At 35.8% G+C, this 20,615-nt stretch carries 20 protein-coding genes; 18 read left to right on the forward strand and 2 right to left on the reverse strand.

The annotated features are described in order from the left end of the window. The first annotated feature begins 69 nt into the window (after positions 1 to 69). The 4 genes from NX902_RS09190 (at position 70) to coaD (ending at position 2,447) form a co-directional block, all read left to right on the forward strand. Positions 70 to 516, forward strand: a complete 447-nt coding sequence (locus NX902_RS09190; RefSeq protein ID WP_047939888.1) for a YlbF family regulator — start codon at positions 70 to 72, stop codon at positions 514 to 516. A 95-nt stretch (positions 517 to 611) separates the two neighbouring features. Next, on the forward strand, positions 612 to 887 hold the full coding sequence (locus tag NX902_RS09195) for a YlbG family protein (protein WP_047939889.1): 276 nt from the start codon (positions 612 to 614) through the stop codon (positions 885 to 887). Positions 888 to 1,385: 498 nt separating this feature from the next. Then, complete coding sequence (gene rsmD / locus NX902_RS09200) at positions 1,386 to 1,952, forward strand: 16S rRNA (guanine(966)-N(2))-methyltransferase RsmD (protein WP_171509510.1); 567 nt, start codon at positions 1,386 to 1,388, stop codon at positions 1,950 to 1,952. A 3-nt stretch (positions 1,953 to 1,955) separates the two neighbouring features. Next, complete coding sequence (gene coaD, locus NX902_RS09205; RefSeq protein ID WP_095329075.1) at positions 1,956 to 2,447, forward strand: pantetheine-phosphate adenylyltransferase; 492 nt, start codon at positions 1,956 to 1,958, stop codon at positions 2,445 to 2,447. A 79-nt stretch (positions 2,448 to 2,526) separates the two neighbouring features. Here the strand turns inward: coaD and ylbJ are convergent, their stop codons facing one another. Beyond that, positions 2,527 to 3,747 (reverse strand): sporulation integral membrane protein YlbJ, encoded by a 1,221-nt coding sequence (ylbJ, locus tag NX902_RS09210; RefSeq protein WP_163188082.1) that lies wholly within the window; start codon positions 3,745 to 3,747, stop codon positions 2,527 to 2,529. 211 nt (positions 3,748 to 3,958) lie between these two features. Between ylbJ and NX902_RS09215 the strand changes: the two genes are divergently transcribed. Beyond that, the gene (locus NX902_RS09215; RefSeq protein WP_123257413.1) at positions 3,959 to 4,753 is read left to right on the forward strand and encodes a patatin-like phospholipase family protein; all 795 of its coding nucleotides are present in this window, start codon (positions 3,959 to 3,961) and stop codon (positions 4,751 to 4,753) included. A 111-nt stretch (positions 4,754 to 4,864) separates the two neighbouring features. Here the strand turns inward: NX902_RS09215 and NX902_RS09220 are convergent, their stop codons facing one another. Further along, entirely contained in the window at positions 4,865 to 6,079 is a 1,215-nt protein-coding gene (locus NX902_RS09220) for a nucleotidyltransferase (protein ID WP_095329078.1), read from the reverse strand. Between the two features lie 373 nt (positions 6,080 to 6,452). Between NX902_RS09220 and NX902_RS09225 the strand changes: the two genes are divergently transcribed. The 13 genes from NX902_RS09225 to NX902_RS09285 all read left to right on the forward strand — a co-directional run bounded on the left by NX902_RS09225 (position 6,453) and on the right by NX902_RS09285 (position 20,544). Then, positions 6,453 to 6,965 carry a YceD family protein gene (locus tag NX902_RS09225; RefSeq protein ID WP_061796783.1) on the forward strand — a complete coding sequence of 171 codons (513 nt, stop codon included), beginning with the start codon at positions 6,453 to 6,455 and terminating at the stop codon, positions 6,963 to 6,965. 93 nt (positions 6,966 to 7,058) lie between these two features. Continuing rightward, entirely contained in the window at positions 7,059 to 7,232 is a 174-nt protein-coding gene (rpmF, locus tag NX902_RS09230) for a 50S ribosomal protein L32 (protein ID WP_016200993.1), read from the forward strand. Between the two features lie 145 nt (positions 7,233 to 7,377). Beyond that, positions 7,378 to 7,827, forward strand: coding sequence for a DUF523 domain-containing protein (locus NX902_RS09235; protein WP_095329079.1), 450 nt, complete (start codon positions 7,378 to 7,380; stop codon positions 7,825 to 7,827). Between the two features lie 118 nt (positions 7,828 to 7,945). Then, on the forward strand, positions 7,946 to 8,512 hold the full coding sequence (locus tag NX902_RS09240; RefSeq protein WP_095329080.1) for an RsfA family transcriptional regulator: 567 nt from the start codon (positions 7,946 to 7,948) through the stop codon (positions 8,510 to 8,512). Between the two features lie 512 nt (positions 8,513 to 9,024). Continuing rightward, positions 9,025 to 9,942 carry a 2-dehydropantoate 2-reductase gene (locus NX902_RS09245; RefSeq protein ID WP_095329081.1) on the forward strand — a complete coding sequence of 306 codons (918 nt, stop codon included), beginning with the start codon at positions 9,025 to 9,027 and terminating at the stop codon, positions 9,940 to 9,942. Continuing rightward, positions 9,935 to 10,330, forward strand: coding sequence for a DUF3397 domain-containing protein (locus NX902_RS09250; protein WP_095329082.1), 396 nt, complete (start codon positions 9,935 to 9,937; stop codon positions 10,328 to 10,330). Before NX902_RS09245 ends, NX902_RS09250 begins: the two co-directional genes overlap by 8 nt. A gap of 300 nt (positions 10,331 to 10,630) precedes the next feature. After that, complete coding sequence (gene bshC / locus NX902_RS09255; protein WP_123257416.1) at positions 10,631 to 12,265, forward strand: bacillithiol biosynthesis cysteine-adding enzyme BshC; 1,635 nt, start codon at positions 10,631 to 10,633, stop codon at positions 12,263 to 12,265. A gap of 536 nt (positions 12,266 to 12,801) precedes the next feature. Then, entirely contained in the window at positions 12,802 to 13,233 is a 432-nt protein-coding gene (gene mraZ, locus NX902_RS09260; RefSeq protein ID WP_047939902.1) for a division/cell wall cluster transcriptional repressor MraZ, read from the forward strand. A gap of 64 nt (positions 13,234 to 13,297) precedes the next feature. Next, entirely contained in the window at positions 13,298 to 14,230 is a 933-nt protein-coding gene (gene rsmH / locus NX902_RS09265; protein WP_123257417.1) for a 16S rRNA (cytosine(1402)-N(4))-methyltransferase RsmH, read from the forward strand. A gap of 24 nt (positions 14,231 to 14,254) precedes the next feature. Further along, entirely contained in the window at positions 14,255 to 14,614 is a 360-nt protein-coding gene (gene ftsL, locus NX902_RS09270) for a cell division protein FtsL (RefSeq protein ID WP_095329085.1), read from the forward strand. 3 nt (positions 14,615 to 14,617) lie between these two features. Next, positions 14,618 to 16,741, forward strand: coding sequence for a penicillin-binding protein (locus NX902_RS09275; protein ID WP_163188543.1), 2,124 nt, complete (start codon positions 14,618 to 14,620; stop codon positions 16,739 to 16,741). Positions 16,742 to 16,860: 119 nt separating this feature from the next. Beyond that, positions 16,861 to 17,766, forward strand: a complete 906-nt coding sequence (locus NX902_RS09280; RefSeq protein ID WP_123257419.1) for a nuclease-related domain-containing protein — start codon at positions 16,861 to 16,863, stop codon at positions 17,764 to 17,766. Positions 17,767 to 18,633: 867 nt separating this feature from the next. Further along, the gene (locus NX902_RS09285; RefSeq protein ID WP_095329088.1) at positions 18,634 to 20,544 is read left to right on the forward strand and encodes a stage V sporulation protein D; all 1,911 of its coding nucleotides are present in this window, start codon (positions 18,634 to 18,636) and stop codon (positions 20,542 to 20,544) included. The last annotated feature ends 71 nt before the right edge of the window (positions 20,545 to 20,615 follow it).

The raw sequence follows: 20,615 nt of genomic DNA on the forward strand, positions 1-20,615 counted from the left end.
AAAGGATATCACATTCCTTTTCTTTCTAGTGTCTTTCATGTAGAATAAGAGGTGGAGGTGAGCGAATACGTGCTTGCGACAACTGAAATACTCCTTATTCAAGAGGAAGCAGAAGAGATTGCTGAAATGATATTAGAATCAGATGTTGCAGAACAATACCGTATTTGTTTGGCCAATATACAATCAAATAAGGAAACACAGCGGAAAATTCATTCTTTTAACAAAATGAAAGAGCTATATGAAGAAGTTCAGCGTTTTGGAAAATATCATCCTGAATATAAAAAAGTGATGATGGAAATAAGACAGCTTAAACGCGAGATGGATTTAGATGATAATGTAGCAGCATTTAAAATTGCTGAGAATGGTTTACAAAAGCTTTTAGATGATGTTAGTGTTATTATTGGACGTTCTGTTTCTACTTTCATTAAAGTACCAACAGGTAATCCATTTTTTGATGAACTTTCTGGCTGCTCCGGAGGTTGTGGTAGTGGTGGAAGCTGTAGTTGTTCTGCATAATATACTTAAAAGCAATGATCCTAGATGATCATTGCTTTTCTATTTTCTTTTCCTATGCTATTATGATAAATAATGGTATTTAAAGGGGTTAAATTATGCTAGGGCAACGACAAGGGATTATTGTTTGGTTATTTTCACTAAAACAAGCAAAAATGTTAAGAAGATATGGGAATGTTCATTTTATTTCCAAAAGGTTAAAATATGTTGTGCTCTACACAAACCAAAGTGACGTAGAAAGCATAATGGAAAAAATAAATGCTCATTCTTTTGTTAAAAAGGTAGAACCTTCCTATAAACCATTTTTAAAAATGGAATTTGAAAATTCGCGGCCAGATAAAGCGAAAGAATATGATTATAAAATGGGAATTTAATAGCTGCTTAAAAGATAATAAGAGCAGTATGGACGAAGCTTAGTTAGAAGGATTAACTTCTGCGACTAAGTCATCATCCATACTGTTTTTTTCTTTAATATAATTCCATTTAAATTGGGAAGGGGAGTAAAAAAAGCCTGCAGGCAAATACCTGCAGGCTCCTTCCACATCCTTATTATTCATAAGGAAAGAAGGTAAAGGGAGAGGAGAAACCGGAGGAAAACTTAGGGGAAACGTAAGTCTTCTCCGCGGTTGGCAACAACATCCTCGAATAGATGCTGTTAATTACATTATCCCCAACCATGGAACACTTATACCTAATCAAAATAATTTTTTTGGATAAAGTAAGATAGTCTTCTTTTTTAGTTAATAGGTGGAATAAAACTATTCATGGTATAAATAGTAAAAAATCTTTAAAATGTTGGCTCGCTATAAGGTTTATGGTAGGATAGGGAAGGTAAAAGCAGTTAAAGTAAAATTAGGGTTGTGGTGATTGAAATGAGAGTTGTCTCCGGTAAAAATAAGGGGATTCCATTGAAGGCAGTGCCTGGTAACTCGACTAGACCTACTACAGATAAAGTCAAAGAAGCCATCTTTAACATGATAGGTCCTTACTTTCAAGGAGGAGAAGGCCTTGACTTATTTGCTGGGAGTGGTGGACTAGGTATTGAAGCTTTAAGTAGAGGATTGGATCTTGTTATTTTTGTAGACAAAGAAGGAAAAGCGATACATACGATTAAAGAAAATCTTTCTATATGCAAATTAGATAGCCAAGCAGAGGTATATCGCAACGATGCGGATCGTGCTTTAAAAGCATTACAAAAAAGAGAAAAAAGATTTGATTATATTTTTTTAGATCCGCCATATAAAAAGCAGCAGTTGGAAAAAATGCTAACATTTATTGATGAAGCAGGTCTCTTAAAGGAAGACGGAGTTATTGTTTGTGAACACGGTTCGGAAATTTCTTTGCCTGAGGCAGTTAGCAGACTTCAACAAGTGAAACATGAAAAATATGGAATAATTGCGGTTTCTATTTATTCCTTACAAAATGGTATGGAGGACTAAGAAATGGCTAGTATAGCAGTTTGCCCAGGTAGTTTTGATCCGATAACGTATGGTCATATTGATATTATTAAACGATCAGCAAAGGTATTTGACCATGTATACATATGTGTATTAAATAATTCTGCCAAAAAACCTTTTTTTTCAGTAGAGGAAAGATTAGCGTTAATTAGAGAAGTAACAAAAGATATTAAAAATGTTTCTGTGTCGTCCTATGAAGGGCTTTTGATTGATTATGCAAAAAGTGTAAATGCAAATGCAATTATTAGAGGGTTACGAGCTGTATCAGACTTTGAATACGAAATGCAGATTACCTCTATGAACCGAGTTTTATCAGATGATATTGAGACATTCTTTATTATGACAAATAATCAATATTCTTTCTTAAGTTCAAGTATAGTGAAAGAAGTCAGTAAGTATGATGGTGACATTTCGGAGCTTGTCCCAAAGATTGTTCATGATGCGTTAAGAGCAAAGTTTCATAAAAATCGTCCCTAACGCTTTCTCTCCAGTAATATGAATAAAAAAGGACTTATTGCCTAAAAGATTTTTATATCTTTATGGCAATAAGTCTTTTTTATACTTCTTCTCTTGGAGATAATCTTTTTATTAAGATAAAACAATAAATTGTCAAGGAAATAATCGTTACAATTGGACCCCATGTGCTAATATTTTCAAATATTTGTTGAAAGAAAGCTCCCTCCTGTTTTAATCCTGGAATTGCAATCGTTGGAGCATCTTTTGCCAAAAAGGTTTTGTTAAAGAAATCCCAAGCGATAAATGTATAAATACCGGAGAAGATTGCTTGCATTATTCTTGCTATAAAAAATGGTTTAAAGCGAATATCTGTCTGTGCTAGAATACTTGCAACCTGCGCTTGTACACTCAAACCACTAAAGCCGAGAATACAGCTAGTTAGGATTGCTTGATGCATAAGGGTAGAAGTTTCTACCTCACTTGTTAATTGACTTCCTAATGTAATTTCAAATATCCCAGCAATGAATGGAATCGTTAATTCGCCAGAAAAAGTGAATAGCTGGAAAATAGATTCTAACAATTTAGCAACAAAAGAAGTAATATGTAAGTGAAATAGTAATCGATTAATAACGGAAAAAAGAATAATGAAGCCACCGACCATTAATAATGATTGAATTGAAGAAGTAACGGCATCACCCATTAATTTGCCAAGCGGACGCTTGTCTTTTAATCGAGTATGATGTAATTCCCGTAATGCTCTTTTGATAGAGGCTTTTTCAGTTGCCTCCTGTTTCTTTATTTCTGTGTCCTTGCCATGAAATCTCATAAAAAGTCCTACTGTAAAGTTGGCTAAGTAATGAGAAAAGGCAAGAAGTAGTCCTAGTTTGGGACTATGAAAAAAAGAAGCTGAAACTGCACCAATAATAAACATTGGATTAGAAGCGTTAGAAAAAGAAACGAGTCTTTCAGCTTCTGTTCTTGTTAATTGTTTTTCTTCACGCATTCTTGCTGTTAATTTTGCTCCAGTAGGAAAGCCTGATACCATGCCCATTGCCCAAACAAATCCACCTACACCTGGAACTTTAAAGAGAGGTCGCATAATGGGTTCCAATAAAACACCAATAAAACGAACTACACCAAAACCGATTAAAATTTCGGATAAAATAAGGAAAGGAAGAAGTGAAGGAAAAACAATCGTCCACCATGTGTTTAGTCCATTTTTGGAAGCGTCAACTGCAACTCCTGGAAAAGAAATTAGAGCAAGAGCTAATAGGGACGCAGATAAAGCGAGTACGATTGTCTTAAATTTTGAGCGTAACAAATTATATTGCTCCCCCTTCAAATAGAAAATAGTAGGTAAGTATTCTTTTTTATAGAAGAAAGACTGTTTAAGAAACATATTTAATAAAAAAGAATACTTGTACACAAACAGCCTGAAGAATATCCCTCTACCAATCAATATACTCATAACATAAAAAAAAAGACCATAAGAATATATAGATTATTATTTTGATAAGAATAGGTGGGACAATATGGAACGCCCAAAAATTGGATTAGCGTTAGGGTCAGGTGGAGCGAGAGGATTTGCACATATTGGTGTAATAAAAATACTTAGAGAAGAGAACATCCCAATAGATTATATTGCTGGTAGCAGTATAGGTGCTATAGTTGGCTGTCTATATGGAGCAGGATCCGATATTGAGCGATTATACACTTTATCCAAGTTCTTTAAAAGAAAATACTATTTGGATTTTACTGTGCCTAAAATGGGGTTTATCGCTGGGAACCGTGTAAAGGAATTAATTCATTTGTTTACCTATGGAAAAAATTTAGAGGAGTTAGATATCCCTGTTGCCATTGTTGCGACAGATTTGTTAACAGCAGAAAAAGTAGTTTTTACAAAAGGGCCCATTGCTGATGCTGTTCGGGCAAGTATTTCTATTCCAGGCATATTTGTTCCAGAAAAAATTGACGGGCGATTGCTTGTAGACGGAGGAGTAATCGATCGTGTTCCTGTCTCAGTTGTGAAGGAAATGGGAGCAGATATTGTAATTGCTGTCGATGTAGCAAAAGTAAACATTCATACAGATATTTCTAATATTTATGATGTAATTATGCGTTCATTAGATATCATGCAAATGGAACTAGTAGAATCACGCGAGGTAGCAAGTGATGTGATGATTAAGCCGCCTGTTGAAATGTTTAATAGTAAGGCATTTACTGATTTGGAGAAAATTATTAAAATAGGGGAAACAGAAACGAGAAGATATATAGAAGGGATTAAAAAGGAAATCAGAAAAAAAGAAAGAAGGAAAAAAAGTAATTAATAGAGTAAACAAATAAAGATTAAAGGTTCTCGATTTACTACAGTGGAGGGCCTTTAATCTTTAAGCTGTTTATAAAGAACTCCAACCAATAAACTAGTCCTTGCATAGGAATTATTTCATGATTGGAGGTTTGGTGTAATCCATCTCTAATAGTTGATGCTGAACAAGATTAGGAACACCTAAAGCATAAATTTGCGAAGCGCGAATATCTAATGCGATTTTTTCTTTATCAAAAGCAGAAAGCTTACTGATAATTGGCAGCTGAAACTGCTTCTTTTTTTCTTTTAAATAGAGACGGCCATTTACAGTTGTACCAAGTAAACGAATAAAACTTGGCTTCAATGAAGACTGCATTTCTGCCTTTTTGGTGTTTGTTAAAATATGTACGCAAATTCTTTGCAGCCTTGTCCATGTATATCTTTTCGTTTTTACTAAACGAATAAAATCCTGAAAAGAGGATGCTGTTTTTACATATTTGAGGAAGCGATACTCTAAACCTTCCTCCATCTCATATATGGTAGCTAGCTCTTCTGCTGTTGACTGAAGGAGACGGAATTTTAAATAGTGCCAGTAATTCTCCCAAGTATGATAAGCGAGGTATGTTTCCTTATACTGCTGTAGTATTTGATAACTACTTGCGGGGAGGAAGGGTTCTATTTTTTTTATGTCTCCCTTGGCATGCAATAATTCTTCACGAATGCTTGTTGCGCTAGCTATCGTATCCGAAGTAAATGTTTTGTCATGATAGTCTGCTTTCATGCGGGCAACTGTGCAAATTTCCATAGGATACTTATTGGTATGCACCGCCTTATAATATTCATATCCTAAGATGTTATTTGGCATACTAAGATTTAGCGTGGTGTGATCATCACTATTTGTTAATTCTTTTATCGCTAATGATTTAGCTTTCGGATAGCTTATTCCTTGTTTCATAAATCTCTTAACAAGTAAATCCTCTTCTGTCTTTTGCTCTTGCAGCTTGGTAAAAATCTGATGAAAAGCATCAATGCTGCCTGATTCACTGCCAAAACATAAGAAATTACAACTTAAGCTTTGCAAAATATCAACAGCGCCAGAAGCAAATACGGCAGCATGCTGTGTGGCAAAAGCATAAGGAAGCTCCACAATAAGATCTACTCCACTTTCCAAAGCCATTTCTGCTCGAGCCCACTTAGAAACAAGGGCAGGTTCTCCTCTCTGCAGAAAAGGACCACTCATAACAGCAACCACAATATCTGCCTGTGTTAGTTCTTTCGCTTTTTGGATATGATACAAATGTCCATTATGAAATGGATTATATTCTACTACTATTCCAACTGCTTTCATCACATTCTCCCTAACTAGTTTCTTTATGGTTGTATTAATAAAAGTTTATCCTAAAAATAGTGGTTATAAAAGAGAAACCTATATGATTTGCTTGTTTTAATAGGGCTGTCTACTTTCTAATATAGTTTCTATTCTACGAATTTTAGAAGGTAAAGCTTTGCTAATAGCTTAAATGGAAAGCAAAGGGGAGAGAAATAAAAATCATTTAGGAAGTTTTGGTTGCAATTCTGATGAATATGGGTAGAATAGAAAAGAAATCACGAAATATGGTCGTGATTCAGGACATATCTCTTATTATTTACTGTAAAGAAAAAATATTGACAAATAATTATATGAAAGCTATAATTACCTTTGTTGCCTTGGGGTGATATATATGAAATGGACGTTAAGCCAGTTACAAAAATTTCGAAGTAAGGGATTGCCAATTGATGAAACAATAAATATGGATGAGATCAAAGAAACAGATCCAACCATAAGAAAAGTATCTCCTATTCATATAACAGGACGTACGGATATTGATTCAACGAAAGTGACTTTTCATTTAAATATAAAAGGATCGCTCGTGCTACCTTGCTCTCGTACTTTAGTAGACGTGGATTATCCAATTAATGTTGAAACAACAGAAACCTTCCTATTAAAAGTTTCGGAATATGAAACAGACGAAGAGGAAGTTCATCAGGTGAAAGGGGATGTAATTGACTTAAAGCCAATTATAGCCGAAATACTTTTACTTGAGGTACCGATGCAAGTCTTCTGTGAAGATGTAACAGAAGAGGGAGCTCCGCAATCAGGAAATGATTGGGAAGTAATCCAAGAGCAAGATTTACAGGAGAAGAAAGTTGATCCTCGTCTTGCAGGACTTGCTAAGTTTTTTGAAAATGAGTAAATAAACTCATATTTAATTATGCAAAAGAAAAATGTGAGATTGGAAATATCTTTTCTCATTACTTTCTTAATACTCTTTAAGGAGGTGGGACGAATGGCTGTACCTTTTAGAAGAACATCTAAAACTGCAAAGAGAAAACGTCGTACACATTTTAAATTACAAGTGCCTGGTATGGTAGAATGCCCTAACTGTGGTGAAATGAAACTTGCTCACCGTGTATGCAGCGCTTGCGGAACATACAAAGGGAAAGAAGTTGTAAGCAACTAATTATCTTTTTTGTTGATTAAAAGCACAAGAACTTAAGTTCTTGTGCTTTTTTCCATGTTATCGTTATTTTTATAAAATAGCTGAGGTAAAATAAAAGGAAGTTTTGAAAGTTAGAAGAAAATACATATTAATGAGGTGTTGAGCAATGATTGTCGTAAGTTCTTGTTTAGCTGGTCTGAAAGTTCGGTATAATGGGACGGATTGTTTAGATGCCAACATAGAAGCGTTTATAAAAAAAGAAAGCATAAGAACGGTTTGTCCGGAATTATTGGGAGGCTTCTCTACTCCGAGGGAGCCAGCCGAGATAGTCGGAGGGGATGGTTATGATGTTCTCGATGGAAGAGCGTTTGTTAAAGATGCTAAAGGAAATGATGTGACACAAATGTATATCGAAGGGGCTAATAAAACGTTAGTTTTTATTAAAGACTTGGAGGCAGAAATGGTAGTCTTAAAAGAAAATAGTCCTTCTTGTGGTAGTGGTAGTATATATTCAGGGAGCTTTGATGGCACAAGAATGGACGGTGTGGGTGTAACCACAGCGCTTTTAAGAAGAAACGGTATCAAAGTGGTATCGGAAGACGAATTATTTTCTTGAATAGATCTTTAAGCAGTTTTGCGTGCCATTAATTTTTCTTTCTGTAATATGAATAAATCAGTCTATCTTTTCTAGTAGATGCATATGTATGAATAAAAAACACTAGGAGGGTACACTGATGACAACAACAAGACAAGATGCTTGGTCAAAAGATGAAGATATTTTACTTGCTGAAATTGTTCTTCGTCATATTAGAGAAGGCGGTACACAGCTTCAAGCATTTGAAGAAGTGGGGAAGTTATTATCAAGAACAAGTGCAGCATGTGGATTTCGCTGGAATTCATATGTACGCAAACAATATAAATCTGGTATAGAACTTGCCAAAAAACAAAGAAAGCAATTGAAAAAGACAAATGTAGCAGAAGAGTTTTCTCAAGAAGAAGTAACTGGCCAGCCTGCTATATCTCCAACTCCTATACAGAATCAATTTGATGAAATGATGATATATTTAAAAGATTTATATGATAAAGCAACTAAGTGGGAACAAGAAAATATAGACTCTTCCACCGTTAAAGAGAAAACGAAAGAATTAGAGGAAAAGCTAGCGTTATTAAAGAAGGAAAATGAAGAACTGCAAAGTGAATTAGATTCCATGGAAGGTGCTTATAAAGCATTAGTGGAGCTGATGGAAAAAGCAAGACAAATGGTGGTTTTTAAAGATGAGGATAAACTTCCCAAGGTATAAGTAAGATTTTCTTTAGCTGAAATGCTAATGGCATCTATTTCTATAATAATTAGATCAAATAAATATTCTATATTGCAGGAGGAATCCTGTCAGTTAGGAAGCATCCGCTCAAAACTCCTGTATATAAAAGGTGAGGCAGAGGAGAATCAATGGATTCACTTGACTCCCAAGGAGAATATGAGCGGCTGCTTTATATAAACCATCAAAATCTCCCTATGTAAAGAAAACAAAATCAATTTGATTTTGTGAGTATAATACCGCGTTTTCCCCATTAAAGTTGTCACATTCTTCTCTAATTTTATTCCTTCTATACTATTAAACCTTAAAAAATCTCTTTTATAGATTATCTTTCAATAACTGTGTGATTCCACTCGTTTTTTAGCTTTCGTTTCGTTTTTTAGGGCAAGAATAATATTTTATTTTTTTCTATTGCTGTGATTTTCGTACTACAAACATTTCAGAAAATGTTAATATATAACTAACGATAACTTGAAACGATAAAGGAGCTTCTGATGAAAATTGCAATTATTGGAGCTGGGGCAATTGGCTTATTATGTGCATACCAGTTAAAGGAAAAGCATGATATCACCTTATATGTTCGGTCAAAGAAGCAATACGAGCGAATCTTAGAGGAAGGAATATATTATAAAGTAAATGACGAAAAGAAAAATCGAACAGTACACGTACGGTTTTTTGAAGAGTGGAATGGACTAGAAGAGCTGACAATCGTGGCAGTGAAGCAATATCAATTATCGTCCATTTACGAGAAGATGGAAAAAATGGGTGATAAAATAAAGGCAATGTGCTTTTTACAAAATGGAATGGGACACATAGAGACAATTAGGAATTCGCGAGTTGCTAATATATTGATAGGAATTGTCGAACATGGAGCGATGAAGGAAGATGAGCAAACTGTCATACATACTGGTGTAGGAGCAATAAAAATAGCTTGCTTAAAAGGAGAAATGGACGATATACTTACCAAGCTCACAACAGCGACCAATAAAGACTTTTTATTTATAATGGAGCATAATTATGAAATAATGCTGCAAAAAAAATTAGTCGTAAATTGTCTTGTAAATAGTTTAACTAGTATTTTGCAGGTGCCAAATGGTGTTTTGCTGGAAAACGCTTATTATTCTGAAGTGATGACTATGTTTATGAATGAGGTATTAGATGTTTTAACGATAAATGAAGCTGATAAAGAAATTTATCGAGAGTATTGTTTGGAAGTCATACGAAAAACAGCTTTAAATAAATCTTCGATGCTAAAGGATATGGAGGCGGGAAGGCCTACGGAAATAGATGCAATTTTAGGATACATAATAGAGGAAGCAAAAAAGAAAAAGCAGAGTGTGCCTATTGCAAAGGTGGTTTATCGGATGATTAAAGGAAAAGAACGAGAAAGAGAGGTGTTTATCCATGATTAATCTAACTTCACAGCTCATTAGTTTTCTCGTGGTTTTTCCTATCTTTACATTGTTTATTGTTTTTGTTATTAGTAAGTTGATTACAAAAAAGCACCGTCTATCTATACATCTAGCCCTAGATATAAGTACCATCTTTTTTATTGTTTCTGTCCATTTTCTTATTCAATCCATCTGGCATACTTCGCTCTTATTGTATATTGTGATATTTATCTTGTTGATTGGCATGTTATTTGTTATTATTCATTGGAAGTTTAAAGAGGAAATACAATACAAAAAAGTATTTAAAGGAATTTGGCGTGTAACCTTTCTTCTTTTTTTCCTTTTATATATTGTATTGCTCGTTTATGGCCTTATATTATCTATATGGAGAACACTTGGAATGATATAATAATTGATTATAATAAAGTAACTTAAATGGTTTTAGCAAGCCAGTGCTCCTTTAAATGAATAGGTGGGCTCGAACTGGCAGATGCTAAAAAGAAAATAAATCGAAAAGATAAGGCTTATAAGCAACTTTTTTTCTTTTATAGTAAAGGGATGCTATACTTTTCTATGTGGCGAAATAAAATGAATGTTTTTTATAGCTGGATGATAAGCTCGTGGTTGGACTCCCACTATAGAAAGAGTCTTTAATAAGGAGAAAATACATATATAAGGAAAACTCGAATAGGAGAAAGGAAGTACATAGATGGAGATGATGAATCTCTCTTTGCCTGTGGCAAATAAATTCGTAACAGATTATTTAGAACAAAAAAATAGTGCGGAAGACTTTTTTCATTATTCTTATCTTGATAATGGTAGCTATGAGAAGAGAGTTAAAGAATTAGAAACGAGAACTTTTATGAGGAATGATCTTGCAGATTATATTGCAGATTACATGAAAAAGTTCCCTCAAGGTGAAAAGGTGAGGCAATCCCTTTCTAAATTAAGAAAGGAAAACAGTGTAGTTGTTATTGGTGGACAACAAGCGGGTGTTTTAACAGGACCGTTATACTCCATTCATAAAGTAATTAGTATTATCTTGTTAGCTAAACAAAAAGAAGAAGAATTAGGTATCCCGGTTGTGCCAGTATTCTGGATAGCGGGAGAAGACCATGATTATTTAGAAATTAATCATATTTATACACCAGGTAAGGAAAAAATGAAGAAGGTAGTTTTTCCGCAAAGAGTGTTGGATAAAAGAATGGCTTCCGATATATTGCTGGAAAAAGAAGTCTGTATAGAATGGCTGGAAACAGTCGTTGAATCCTATGGTGAAACAGATCATTCTAAGCCTTTGTTGGAACTTTTGCATAGCGCTGTCCATGAATCCACCACGATAGTTGACTTCTTTAGCTATATTACTATGAGTTTATTCCAAGATTATGGTTTACTATTGGTCGATTCTGGTGATAAAGAGATTCGCAAGTTGGAGAAAGAAATTTTCCTTAAACAAATTAATGAATTTCAAAAATTGGCAGATTCCGTTTCAGAACAACAAAAGTTAGTACAGGAGAAGGGATATTCTCTAGTTATCGAAATGGCAGAAAATCCTGTTAACTTGTTTTATTATGATGAAGCAGAGCAAGAAAGGGTATTGCTGCAATACGATGAAATAGAAAACTGTTTTATCGGGAAAGATAGAACGGTATCTTTTACAATGGAACAGTTAATAGAGATTGCAAGTGAATTCCCTCAAAGGCTTAGCAATAATGTGGTAACAAGACCAATAACGCAAGATCTATTATTTCCTACTTTAGCATTTATTGGTGGACCTGGAGAGATTGCATACTGGGCGGAACTTAAAAAGGCTTTTGAACACCTAGGGATTAAAATGCCGCCTGTTATTCCTCGCTTAAATATTACTCTCTTAGAGAGAAGCGTGGAAGCAGACATAGAGGAACTAAAATTATCGATAAAGGATGTTCTTGTAAATGGAACCTCTGAAAAATGTGCGGAATTTTTAAAGTCTGTCTCGAATGAACGGATTGAACAGATACTTAGTGAGTTAACAAATATAATCAAAACGAAATACGATCAAGTGGAAGAGGAAATGAAGGCGGAGTATAAAGGCTTACTGCCGTTATTAGAAAAAAATGAAGATTTCTTAGTTAGCCAGGTTGAATTTTTGCAGAACAAAGTCGATGCTTCCGTAAAATTAAAGCATGAAGTACTGGTAAATAAATTCAATCGCATTGAACAAAATTTAAAACCAGAAGGATCTCCACAAGAAAGAGTTTGGAATATCACTTATTTCTTAAATAAATATGGTATGGATTTTATTCAAAGTGTAATGGAATTGCCAATGGATTTTGATGGAACACATAAGGTTATTAAATTATAAGGAAGAAAAGAATGATTGCCATCCTAATTATAGGAAGGTTCAGACTGTCGACAAACTCCTAATTCAGTAATTAGGAGTTTGTCTTAGTTTATACATATATATTCTTTTAAATAAGAATTGATTTCCATTGCAGGGGTTCGCTTTCCGTGGGGCTCGCGCTGAGCCGCTGCGGCTTAAAGGCCTGCAGGGTCTCAGACTGTCTCGCAGATCCCACAGGAGTCTCACCCCTTCCACCCTAATCAATGCATAATAATTCCATTTACATTTCCTAAATTCCTTTTGTCAATAAGCTGTACCGTCCTAATTATAGGACGGTTTTTTTATTGTTATAACGTATTTTCATTCCTTCCTCTAGGTTTGTCTTTTAGAAAATAAACAGTCAATTCTCAAAAAGTAGTGACAAAGAAACCTATTTATTCTTTTCAAAATTATTATTTTTGTTGCAGGAAATATACAAAATAGATAGAATTAAAATTAATAGTGGAGGAAAGTGGGGGAATGTGGTACATTGAGGTTAGAAAGTGGGGGACAAGGGTATGTTTATGGGTGAATATCATCATAATGTTGACGCAAAAGGACGTATCATTGTTCCTGCGAAGTTTAGAGAGAACTTAGGTGAGACCTTTATTCTAACCCGCGGCCTCGATCGATGTCTTTTCGGTTACCCACTGAATGAATGGGAGATAATTGAAGACAAGCTCAAGCAATTGCCCTTAACCAAAAAAGATGCTAGAGCATTTACCCGATTTTTCTTCTCCGGAGCAACAGAATGTGAGATTGATAAACAAGGTCGCATAAATATTGCCTCCCCCTTATTTCAATATGCACAGCTAGAGAAGGAGTGTGTTATTCTCGGTGTTTCTAATCGTATTGAAATATGGGATAAACAAGAGTGGGAAAATTATTTTTCCGAATCAGAGGATTCTTTTGCAGAAATTGCAGAGAATATGATTGGGTTTGATATTTAATTTTTTTCACTATGTACATAATAAATACTACCTACAAGAAAAATTTATAGACAGGTGTGGATTCATGTTTAATCATACAACAGTATTACTGAATGAAGCGGTCGATGCTCTCGATATTAAGCCAGATGGAATTTATGTGGATTGTACTTTAGGCGGAGCAGGGCACAGCGAATTAATTCTTTCCAAATTATCAGGCAGCGGAAGATTAATTGCATTCGATCAAGATGAAATAGCCATAAAAAATGCACAAGAAAAATTAGCCCCATATAAGGACAGATTGACGATTGTCAAAAGCAATTTTCGTTATCTAAAAGAAGAAATTCACAACTTAGGGATTACACATGTAGATGGAATTCTTTATGACTTGGGTGTTTCTTCCCCGCAATTAGATACTCCTGAACGCGGATTTAGTTATCATCATGATGCACCGCTTGATATGCGCATGGATAACGAAGCGGATGTTACTGCATATGATGTAGTCAATTCTTGGTCATATGAATCATTAGTTAAAATTTTCTTTCGTTATGGTGAGGAGAAATTCTCTAAACAAATAGCAAGGAAGATTGAGGCAGCAAGAGAAAATCGGCCAATTGAAACGACTGGAGAGTTGGTTGAATTAATCAAAGAAGCTATTCCAGCGCCAGCTAGACGAAAAGGTGGTCATCCTGCTAAAAGAGTTTTCCAAGCAATACGAATTGCAGTCAATGATGAACTTGGCGTATTTGAAGATTCGTTAGAGCAAGCTATTACGTTGTTAAATCCAGGCGGAAGAATCAGCGTTATCACTTTCCATTCTCTTGAAGACAGAATCTGCAAGTCGACATTTAAAAAGATGAGTGACCTGCCGCCGTTGCCGCCAGGACTACCGGTTATTCCAGATGAGTTTAAACCAGAATTGAAATTAATTACAAGAAAGCCGATTGTTCCATCAGAAGAAGAATTAGAATTTAATAACAGAGCAAGATCAGCGAAACTACGTATTGCAGAAAAACAATAACCAAAGGGTGCGGGAGGTAATTAAATGAGCAACTTAGCAAGAAAAATTCAGCAGGATCAATATCAACAACAAGAAGAAAAACAGTCGGTTAAAAAGGTTATTAAACAGACTAAATCATTATTATCTCCTGGAGAGAAGATTTTAGGAATTGCCTTTGTAGCGATTATTTGTATTGGCGGCGTAAAAATTGTAAGCAACCAATCGGAGATTTATCAAGTAAATAAAGATATTCAAGTAGCGGAAAGCTCCATTAATTCGCTTGAAAAGTCAAACAAGGAATTAGATACACAGGTCAAGGATTTAAGCAGCTTTGAACGCTTACGCGAAGTAGCAGGGAAATTAGGTTTAGATTTTAGTAAAGATAATGTAAAGGTTGTGCATTAAGCAATGATTCGAAAACAACCTAATATTAATTTTGGAGCAGCCATCCTTTTTATTCTCTTTTGTCTGCTCTTTTTTGTTTTAGTTATTCGGTTTGTCTATATTCAAGCGACAGGAGAAGTGTCAGGAGTAGAACTAGCTGCACAAGCAGAAAAAAAACATAACACTTCTCGTGTGCTAGAGGCTTCTAGAGGAAGTATATTAGATCGCAATGGGGACGTAATTGCGGAGGATGCAGTTTCTTATAAGCTAGTTGCTGTAACGGATAAATCATTGAGTAAAAATCTGGATAAAAAAGTTCATGTTGCAGATCCTGAATTGACAGCTAGAGAATTAGCGAAATATATCGATTTAAAAGAATCGGAGATTTATAGAATTTTAACCAAAAAGGGCGCAAAACAAGTGGAATTTGGGGAGGCCGGAAAGGATCTTTCCTATGAGACGAAAAAGAAAATTGAAGATTTAAAGCTTCCTGGTATTCAAATTGTCGAAGGGAAGAAGCGTTTCTATCCGAATGGAATCTTTGCTTCCCATGTTATCGGCTATTTGGAAGAGGATGATGGTAAAGAAACAGGTAGATTAGGTATTGAAGAAAGCTTAAATAAAATGCTGACAGGCACAAATGGCAGTATGCAGTATAGTAAAGATATATGGGGTTATATTTTGCCGAACAGTAAGGATAAAATCGTGCCTGCTCAAAATGGCAAGGATGTTTATTTAACACTCGATAAGAAAATTCAATCCTTTTTAGAAGATACGATGAATAAGGTGAATGCGGAATATGATCCTGTAAAAATGATTGCGATTGTAGCTAATCCGAAAACAGGGGAAATATTAGCGATGAGTCAAAGACCGTCCTTTGATCCTGAAACAAGAGAAGGTATTACAGCTTCCTGGCATAATGAAGCAATCGAAACCAATTATGAACCAGGATCCACGATGAAAATCTTTACCTTAGCTGCAGCAGTAGAAGAAGGAGTATTCAATCCAAACGAGGAGTATCAGTCAGGCAGATATGAAGGAATAGGAGATCATAATAATGGAGCTGGTTGGGGACCTATTTCCTATTTGGAAGGTGTTCAGCGATCTTCCAATGTAGCGTTCGCGAAACTTGCTAAGGAAAAAATCGGCTTTGAGACATTCAGAGAATATTTAACAAAATTCGGCCTTGATCAGCCAACTGGCATCGATCTGCCAAAAGAAGCAAATAGCTCGATTGTATTTAATTGGCCAATCGAAAAAATTACTACTGCTTTTGGTCAAGGTACTGCTTTAACGCCAATTCAGCAAATTCAAGCTGCAACAGCTATCGCCAATGATGGAAAAATGGTAAAGCCGTATGTTATTGAACAGATTAAAGATCCAAATACAGGAAAAATCATTAAAAAAGGCGAGACAAAAGTTGCAGGAACACCAATTTCTGCAAAAACAGCCAAAGAAGTCCGCGATATTCTTGAAACAGTTATTACGAGTAAAAAAGGGACTGGTTACAAAAAATTCAATATTGATGGATATGATGTTGCCGGTAAAACAGGAACCGCACAAATTCCTAAAAGCGGCGGTGGGTATTTAAAAAGTAAAAATGATTACATCTTTTCTTTCTTAGGAATGGCTCCGAAGGATGATCCTGAATTAATAATGTATGTTGCTGTTCAGCAACCAAAGTTAAAGGAAACGGAAACTGGGTCTGAACCAGTCGCTGAAATTTTCACTTCAGTAATGAAGAGCAGTCTACAGTATATGGATATAGTTCCAACAAAAGAAGTAATTTCGAAGCCAATCGAAATTCCTAATTTAAGTGGAATGACTGCAGAAGAAGCGAAGAAAATTCTGGAGGATAAAGGGCTGAATGCCGTTATTATCGGAGACGGCAAGACAGTGGAAGAACAGCTGCCAGTCAAAGGAGATACTTATCTAAAAGGCGAGAAAGTAATCTTAAAGACGGATGGGAAAGAAACAGTCCCTAATATGAAGGGCTGGTCATTACGCGATGTTTTAAAAGTAGCGGACCTCAATAAGCTGAAACTTGAAAGTTCCGGCAGTGGTTATGTGTCCTCCCAAAGTATAAAAGCAGGGTCTAAGATTAAGGAAAACGATAAGTTATCGGTTAAGTTAAAAGAACCAGAGTAAGAGAGCTTCACTACATTTTTGAGATGTAGTGAAGCTTTTTTGTTGGAGATGGACGCGGTATTGTATACTAGAAATAAGCGTTCGTTTGTAACGCTTTAGTATAATAGGAGGGTGAAAAAGTGTATAAGAAAAGAAGGGAACCACTGGAATTAGCTTTATTAAAATCATTAAATAGCCGAATGGAATTATCTGATGAATTGAAGACAAAGTACTTAAATCAAGGGAAAGGCTGGGAAGGAGAGAGGAAGTTTGATGAGCATTTAAGGGATTTAGCCCCAAATAGTATTGTATTAAATGATTTATTATTACAATCACACCAGACGACATTTCAAATCGACTCCTTATTGATAGAAGGAGAGGCACTTCATCTCTATGAAATTAAGAACTACGAAGGTGACTTTTATTATGAAAATGATCGATTCTATAAGAAAAACAATAAAGTAGAAATCAATAATCCTATTACTCAATTAAAACGAACAGAGTTCCTGTTAAGACAATTAATTCACCAGCTTGGTTACTCTATTACAATTATTCCACATGTTGTTTTTATAAACCCCGAATTTATCTTATATCAAGCTCCACTTCATTTGCCTTATATTTATCCCAACCAATTAAATCGTTATGTTAAATTATTAGAAAAAAATAGATCACAAGTAAAAAAACAGTATGCGCTCTTAGCTGAAAAGTTGATCGCTCTTCATATGGAAGATTCATCTTATCGAAGAATGCCAAGTTATACCTATGAAGAACTTAAGAAAGGAATCCTTTGCGAAAAATGCAACTCACTGTTTATTTCAACAGAACGCGCAATGATCAAATGTAATGTATGTGGATATACAGAAAGCTTGGAGTTAGCAGTTTTACGAAGTGTTAAAGAATTTAAGCTGCTTTTTCCAGAAAGAAAGATAACGACAAAAGAAATATATGACTGGTGTTTGATATCGGGAGGAATGCGGAGGATTAAGAGAATATTAGATAAGCATTATAGGCTTATTGGTATACATCAGTGGGCGTATTATGAGTAAAAGATAGTTTTCACAGAAGAGATGAACGCCAAAATTAATAGAAGAAGCAGGGAAAGTGGTTTTCATCGGGAGGATGAACGCCGAAATAATTAGAAGAAGCAGGGAAAGTGGTTTTCATCAAGGGGATGAACGCCGAAATAATTAGAAAAAGCAGGGAAAGTGGTTTTCATCGGGAGGATGAACGCCGAAATAATTAGAAGAAGCAAGGAAAGTAGTTTTCAACAAGGGGATGAACGCTAAAATAAGCAGAAGAAGCAGGGAAAGTGGCTTTCATCGGGAGGGTGAACGCCAAAATAAGCAGAAGAAGCAAGGAAAGTGGCTTTCATCGGGAGGATGAACGCCGAAATAATTAGAAGAAGCAAGGAAAGTAGTTTTCATCGGGAGGATGAACGCCAAAATAAGCAGAAGAAGCAGGGAAAGTGGTTTTCAACAAGGGGATGAACGCCAAAATAATTAGAAAAAGCAGGGAAAGTGGTTTTCATCGGGAGGGTGAACGCCAAAATAAGCAGAAGAAGCAGGGAAAGTGGTTTTCAACAAGGGGATGAACACCAAAATAATTAGAAAAAGCAGGGAAAGTGGTTTTCATCGGGAGGGTGAACGCCAAAATAAGCAGAAGAAGCAGGGAAAGTGGTGTTCATCAAAGAGATGAACGCCGAAATAATTAGAAGTAGCAAGGAAAATGGCTTTCATCGGGAGGGTGAAAACCACAATAACTAGAAAAAAACAAAAGTGGCTTACATCAACAAAAAATCCCTCACATAAAAATCCCTACCTCTTTTCTAATCAACTAACCAATACTCTCCGTTCTATTCCGATTCGTACAAGCATATATTTCAATTGAGCTAGTATAAAGGAGGTTCCATCTGTATGCGGGTTTCAAATGTAACCGTTCGGAAGCGATTGTTGATAGCGCTTGTTGCTGGGATAGTTATTTTTCTCATAATTGATACAAGATTGGCGTATGTTCAATTTTTTCTGGGGGACGAGCTTACAACAAAAGCAAAAAATTTATGGAGTAGACAAATTGCTTTTGAGCCACAACGAGGAGAGATCTTGGATCGTAATGGAATAGCGCTTGCGACTAATGTCAGTGCGCCAACGGTTTATATAGTACCACGCCAAATTAAAGATCCAGCAGACACCGCTGAAAAGCTTGCAGAAGTATTAGAAGCAGATAAGGAATCTGTTTATAAGCAGATTATTCAAAGGGAGATGAGTGTTCGCTTAAAAGAAGGTAGGAAAATCACGCATGAAAAGGCCAAAAAAGTTCGTGCACTTGATATAGACGGTGTATATATTGGTGAAGATTCGAAGCGATCTTATCCTTTTGGAAACTATTTATCCCATGTATTAGGGTTTGCTGGTATTGATAATCAAGGGCTAATAGGTTTAGAGTTGGAATATGATGATGAGTTGAAGGGAAAGAAGGGATCTGTTCAATATTATTCGGATGCAAAAGGACAGAGAATGAATGATATGGCTGATGCCTATGAAGCGCCGGTAAATGGGAATGATTTAGTCCTTACCATCGATACAAAAATTCAAACGATTGTAGAAAGAGAATTGGATATAGCCCAACAAACCTATGATCCTGAATCGATTATCGCACTTGCAATGAACCCGAAGACTGGCGAGGTTTTGGCGATGTCAAGTCGTCCAGGCTTTGATCCATCAGATTTTCAAAATGTGGATTCCACTGTATATAATCGTAATTTACCGATATGGAGTTCATATGAACCAGGATCTACCTTTAAAATTATTACATTGGCAGCAGCCTTAGAAGAAGGAAAAGTAGATTTAGATAAGGATACTTTTTATGATAAAGGGTATGCCGAAGTAGGTGGAGCAAAACTTAAATGCTGGAAGCGAGGAGGACATGGCTCGCAAACGTTTTTAGAGGTCGTTCAAAATTCTTGTAACCCTGGTTTTGTAGAATTAGGGGAACGTCTTGGCAAAGATAAGCTGTTTCAATATATTCGTGATTTTGGATTTGGGCAAAAAACAGGAATTGATTTACAAGGGGAATCTAAAGGGATTTTGTTTAACATGGACAGAGTAGGACCAGTGGAGCAAGCGACAACAGCATTTGGTCAAGGCGTCGCCGTAACGCCAATTCAACAAGTTACAGCATTATCTGCCGCCATTAACGGGGGCACTTTATATACTCCTTATGTAGCAAAAGAATTAATTGATCCGTCTACTGGTGAAGTGGTTATGGAGAAAAAGCCTGTTGCAAAAAGAAAGGTAGTTTCTGAAGAAACATCTAAAGAAGTAAGACGGGCATTAGAAAATGTTGTGGCAAAGGGATCTGGAGGCAAGGCCTTTGTGGAAGGCTATCGAGTTGGTGGAAAAACAGGGACGGCGCAAAAAGCTTCAGGTGGAAGATATTTAGAAAATAATTATATACTATCCTTTATCGGCTTTGCACCTGCTGATGATCCTGAATTAGTCGTGTACGTGGCAGTAGATAACCCAAAAGGAACGGTGCAATTCGGTAGTGCGGTTGCTGCTCCAATTGTTGGCGCGATTATGGGAGATAGTTTGAGAGCACTTGGTGTGGAACCTCGTAAAGATCAAATTGACAAAGTATATAAATATCCGGAAAATCCATTAATAGAAGTGCCAGACCTTGTCGGGCATACGAAAAAAGATATCAGTGAAATGTTTATTAATCTTAAAATTGATTCAAGTGGAAGCGGGGATACGGTGATTAAGCAATCTCCAGAGCCTGGAACAAAAGTGAAGGAAGGATCAACTATTTTGGTTCAATTTAATTAATTGGAAGAGATGCGGCAGCATAATACGTGCCGCTTCTCTTCCTCTATAAAAAAGCCTCTTGAGCCTTTTAA

It is taken from the genome of Niallia sp. FSL W8-0954, from assembly GCF_038005605.1.
In the GTDB taxonomy this organism is placed as follows: Bacteria; Bacillota; Bacilli; order Bacillales; family Cytobacillaceae; genus Niallia; species Niallia circulans_A.

What these genes read in the sequence shown, in the direction of transcription:
- NX902_RS09215 (WP_123257413.1), top strand. Translation starts at nt 3,959, where the DNA reads ATGGAACGCCCAAAAATTGGATTAGCGTTAGGGTCAGGTGGAGCGAGA.
- NX902_RS09235 (WP_095329079.1), top strand. Translation starts at nt 7,378, where the DNA reads ATGATTGTCGTAAGTTCTTGTTTAGCTGGTCTGAAAGTTCGGTATAAT.
- coaD (WP_095329075.1), top strand. Translation starts at nt 1,956, where the DNA reads ATGGCTAGTATAGCAGTTTGCCCAGGTAGTTTTGATCCGATAACGTAT.
- ftsL (WP_095329085.1), top strand. Translation starts at nt 14,255, where the DNA reads ATGAGCAACTTAGCAAGAAAAATTCAGCAGGATCAATATCAACAACAA.
- NX902_RS09250 (WP_095329082.1), top strand. Translation starts at nt 9,935, where the DNA reads ATGATTAATCTAACTTCACAGCTCATTAGTTTTCTCGTGGTTTTTCCT.
- NX902_RS09225 (WP_061796783.1), top strand. Translation starts at nt 6,453, where the DNA reads ATGAAATGGACGTTAAGCCAGTTACAAAAATTTCGAAGTAAGGGATTG.
- NX902_RS09275 (WP_163188543.1), top strand. Translation starts at nt 14,618, where the DNA reads ATGATTCGAAAACAACCTAATATTAATTTTGGAGCAGCCATCCTTTTT.
- NX902_RS09195 (WP_047939889.1), top strand. Translation starts at nt 612, where the DNA reads ATGCTAGGGCAACGACAAGGGATTATTGTTTGGTTATTTTCACTAAAA.
- rsmH (WP_123257417.1), top strand. Translation starts at nt 13,298, where the DNA reads ATGTTTAATCATACAACAGTATTACTGAATGAAGCGGTCGATGCTCTC.
- NX902_RS09240 (WP_095329080.1), top strand. Translation starts at nt 7,946, where the DNA reads ATGACAACAACAAGACAAGATGCTTGGTCAAAAGATGAAGATATTTTA.
- rpmF (WP_016200993.1), top strand. Translation starts at nt 7,059, where the DNA reads ATGGCTGTACCTTTTAGAAGAACATCTAAAACTGCAAAGAGAAAACGT.
- NX902_RS09245 (WP_095329081.1), top strand. Translation starts at nt 9,025, where the DNA reads ATGAAAATTGCAATTATTGGAGCTGGGGCAATTGGCTTATTATGTGCA.
- mraZ (WP_047939902.1), top strand. Translation starts at nt 12,802, where the DNA reads ATGTTTATGGGTGAATATCATCATAATGTTGACGCAAAAGGACGTATC.
- NX902_RS09285 (WP_095329088.1), top strand. Translation starts at nt 18,634, where the DNA reads ATGCGGGTTTCAAATGTAACCGTTCGGAAGCGATTGTTGATAGCGCTT.
- rsmD (WP_171509510.1), top strand. Translation starts at nt 1,386, where the DNA reads ATGAGAGTTGTCTCCGGTAAAAATAAGGGGATTCCATTGAAGGCAGTG.
- NX902_RS09220 (WP_095329078.1), bottom strand. Translation starts at nt 6,079, where the DNA reads ATGAAAGCAGTTGGAATAGTAGTAGAATATAATCCATTTCATAATGGA.
- bshC (WP_123257416.1), top strand. Translation starts at nt 10,631, where the DNA reads ATGGAGATGATGAATCTCTCTTTGCCTGTGGCAAATAAATTCGTAACA.